The organism is Streptomyces sp. 13-12-16, from assembly GCF_002114215.1.
In the GTDB taxonomy this organism is placed as follows: Bacteria; Actinomycetota; Actinomycetes; order Streptomycetales; family Streptomycetaceae; genus Streptomyces.
Genome location: NZ_NCTE01000627.1, coordinates 1 through 3,812 on the forward strand (window position 1 = coordinate 1; position 3,812 = coordinate 3,812).

At 71.7% G+C, this 3,812-nt stretch carries 3 protein-coding genes and 1 pseudogene; 2 read left to right on the forward strand and 2 right to left on the reverse strand.

Annotation, left to right across the window (positions count from 1 at the left end):
* Window positions 1-1,543: multicopper oxidase family protein (locus B7767_RS24535; protein ID WP_256923552.1), on the forward strand; the 1,543-nt coding region annotated here is incomplete at its 5' end.
* Window positions 1,544-1,586: 43 nt separating this feature from the next.
* On the opposite strand, the gene B7767_RS24540 is transcribed toward B7767_RS24535, so the two are convergent.
* Both B7767_RS24540 and B7767_RS48300 read right to left on the reverse strand, forming a co-directional pair.
* A complete protein-coding gene (locus B7767_RS24540) occupies window positions 1,587-2,837 on the reverse strand; it encodes a YncE family protein (protein WP_085574105.1) in 1,251 nt (416 codons plus the stop codon).
* A gap of 325 nt (window positions 2,838-3,162) precedes the next feature.
* A pseudogene (locus B7767_RS48300) lies at window positions 3,163-3,373 on the reverse strand (hypothetical protein); the annotation flags it as partial.
* A 9-nt stretch (window positions 3,374-3,382) separates the two neighbouring features.
* Here B7767_RS48300 and B7767_RS24550 point away from each other — a divergent pair.
* On the forward strand, window positions 3,383-3,812 hold a 430-nt coding region (locus B7767_RS24550), incomplete at its 3' end, for an RNA polymerase sigma factor (protein WP_306297990.1).

A 3,812-nucleotide genomic window follows, 5' to 3' on the forward strand; every position in this document is an offset into this window, starting at 1 on the left:
ACTGGGGCTGGTCGCCGCGGGCGGTACGGCCGCCGCCGCGCCGGCGCGCCCCCCGGCCGTCACCGGCAAGCAGCTGCGCAGCGCCGTACCGCTGCCCGAGCCGTACACCGTGCCCCTGCCGATCCCGCCCGTCCTGGCGCCGGCCGGCACCTCCGGGGGCACCGACCGGTACGAGATCACCCAGCGCCAGGTGACCGCCCGGATCCTGCCGGGGGTGCCGACGACGCTGTGGACCTACAACGGCACCTACCCCGGTCCCACGATCGAGTCCCGTCGCGGCCGGCCGGTCACCGTGCTGCACCGCAACGAGCTTCCCGTGCCGACCGTGGTGCACCTGCACGGCGGACGCACCCCGGCCGAGTCCGACGGCTACCCCACCGACCTCGTCCTCCCGGACGGCTGGCCCGACCCCGCGTCCCGCCGCCGGCGCCACGGCGGGGCGCACATGGCGCACGACCCGCGCGCGGTGACGAGCAGGGTGACACGGGAGTACACGTACCCGCTCGACCAGCGTGCCGCGTTGCTCTGGTACCACGACCACCGGATGGACTTCACCGCTCCGGCGATCTGGCGGGGCCTGACCGGCATGCACATCGTCCGGGACGCGGTCGAGGACGCCCTGGACCTGCCCTGCGGCGAGCGGGAGCTGGCGCTGATGATCGCCGACCGGGCGTTCGCCGCCGACGGGTCCCTGGCCTACCCGGCCCTCGACCCGGAGCTGCGCGACCGGCCCGGGGTGACCGGGCCCTACGCGGCCGGTGTCCTGGGCGACGTGATCGTGGTCAACGGGGCGCCGTGGCCCGTCCACGAGGTCGACGCCGTACGCCACCGGCTGCGGCTGGTCAACGCGTCCAACGCCCGCCACTACCGGCTGGAGGCCGTCACGGACGACGGGCGCCGGCTAGACCTGGTGCAGATCGGCGCCGACCAGGGGCTGCTCGCCGGCCCCGTCACCCACACCGCCCTGCCCATCGCGCCGTCGGAGAGGTACGACGTGGTCGTCGACTTCGCGGGCCTGCGGCCCGGCAGCCGGGTGCGCCTGCGCAACCTGCTCGGCAGCGGACGCACCCGTGACGTCATGGCGTTCCGCGTCGCACGCAAGGCGTCCGACCACAGCAGGATCCCCAGGGTGCTCTGCCACGACCTGCCCACCTGGCGGCGCTCGCAGGCGACCGCGGTCCGCCGGTTCACCTTCCGCGCCGGGCACGCGCAGCAGGGGAGCGGCTGGTACATCAGCGGCAAGCCGTTCGACCCGTCGCGCACCGACGTCCGCACCCGGCGCGGTGCCGTCGAGGTGTGGCGCTTCACCGCCGACGTCCACCACCCGGTCCACATCCACCAGACGGGGTTCCGGGTGCTCTCCCGCGACGGGCGCGCGCCGCTGCCGTACGACGCCGGCCTGAAGGACACGGTGTCGCTGCGGCCCGGTGAGACGGTGGAGGTCATCACCCGCTTCGACAGCCACCGGGGCCGCTACCTCTTCCACTGCCACAACGCCGAGCACGAGGACATGGGCATGATGGCCAACCTCGAGATCGTCTGAGGGCCCGGGACGCCCGTCGTACCGGCTCGGCGCGTCGCGGAAGTCACCGCCGCCCGCCCTCCGCGCCCGGCCAGCCGGCCTCCACATGGCCGAGGCGCACCCGCTGCGGGTGGTCGCCGACGGGTACGGACACGGTCTTCTCGCCGGTCGCGAAGTCGATGGCGGTGACCCGGTCGGCGCCGCTCTCGGAGACCACGCAGGACCTGCCGTCACCGCTGACGGTCGCCCAGTACGGCTTGGACGCGGTGACGAGCGGACCCTGCTGGAGGGTCGCGCGGTCGACGACGGTCGCGTAGTCGTCCATGGTGCCCGCCACACACAGCTTGGTGCCGTCGGGTTTCATGGTGATGCCGTGGTGGCGCGAGTCGTTGACCCAGGTGGTGCGGTCGTCGCTGGTGGCCGGGTTCTTCGGCAGGGTCTTGGTGCGGGTGATGCGGTCGGTGGCGACGTCGTACTCGAAGAAGCCGTTGAAGAACGACACCTGGAAGTACAGCTTCGACTCGTCCGGGGAGAACGCGGCCGGGCGCACCGCGTCCGAGTGGTCCCTCAGCCCGGCGGCGTCGAGCCGGTCCCGCATGTCGACCACCTTGACCTGCCGGAACGTGGTCGCGTCGACGACCGTGATACGGCGGTCGCCCTTCGTCCAGTCCAGCCAGGTCGCGTCGAGCGCGGTGTTCACCTCGCCGATGGACATGTTCCAGATGTACTTGCCGTCCTTGCTGAAGACGTTCTCGTGCGGCTTGTCGCCGGTCTTGAACGAGCCGAGTTCGTCACCGGTCCCGATGTCCAGGACGTGCACCGTGTTGGAGGTCGAGGCCGAGACGGCGACGCGCTTGCCGTCGGGGGAGACCGCCATGTGGTCGGAGCGGTAACCCGACACCGGGAAACGCCAGTTGATCCGCCCGGTGGTGAGGTCGAGGGAGACCACGTCGGCGAAGCTCGGCCGGGAGACCACCACCGAGGTGCCGTCCGGGGTGGAGTACATGTCGTCGACGAGCTGGTCGTGGCCCTCGCCGACGCTGCTTCGGATCGCCATGAAGTAGATCCAGCGGATCGGGTCGGCGTTGATCTCGGCCATCCGCTCGTCCTTGTCCGGGACGACGTCGATCCGGCCGATCCGTGCGAAGTCGCCGGTGGACTCGATGACATCGGCGGTGCCGTCCCAGTTGTTGCCGACGAACAGCACCTCCCGCAGGGCGGGGGAGGAGTCGGCGGCCGCGGCGGTGGGCGCCGTGACGGTGAGGACGAGCGCGGCGGCGATGGCGCACAGGTGCCTGGTTCTGCGGACCGGCATGACGGCTCTCCCCACAATCCGGAATCACGTGCCGTGAAAAGCAACTTACTGAAAAGTAAGGAAGAGGGCCGCCCGCGACAAGAGCGCGTACACGACAAAATCAGATGCCGTCGGCGTCCGGCGGCGGCCCTCACCCGCGGCCCTCGTCATGCGCGCGGGTGACTCCCTAACCGGCCGACAGGGCGACGAGGACGGTTCCGAAGGCCAGGGCGCAGCCCAGGAGCACCCAGCCCAGCAGTCGCTGCCGCAGACGGCGGTACCGGGTCTCGTACTGCGCCCGCAGTTCCTCACCCCGCCGGGCGGTCCGCTGCCACGACGCCCGGCTGATGATGAAGAACACGAACGACGTCACCAGATACAGCGTGCCGATCGTCTTGTGGTCCGTGGTCGTCAGCCACGTGAGGCCCTTGCGGCCCCTGAGTCCGTCGATGCTTTTCACGACCCGCCTGTGTCCGTGCCCCGCGCGCCGGTCACACTCGAAGGACGCGACATGGATCACGGCACACGGCTGTGACGATCACGGGGGAGCCGGACACGAACGGGACATGAGCGACGACGAGATCTTCGCCGCTGCCTATCGCGAGCACTACTGGGCGGTCAGCCGCTATGTCGCGCGGCGACTGGACGGGCGTACGAGCGAGGTGGAGGAAGTGGTGGCGGAGGTGTTCACGGTCGCCTGGCGGCGCCGGGCGGACCTGCCGGCCTCCCCGCTGCCGTGGCTGTACGGGGTGGCACGCAACTGCCTGGCCAACGCGGTACGCGGCCAGGGGCGCCGGCGGCGGCTCGTCGACCGGCTCGGCAACGACCACACCGCCCACCGCCGGCACGTCGTGTCCGGCCCCGGCACCGAGACGCCGGGCGACTGGGTGCACGAGGCGCTGGCCCGGCTCGCCCCCGGCGACCAGGAGGTGCTGCGCCTGACCGCCTGGGAGCAACTCGGCATCGACGAGGTCGCCGTCGCCCTCGGCTGCGGCC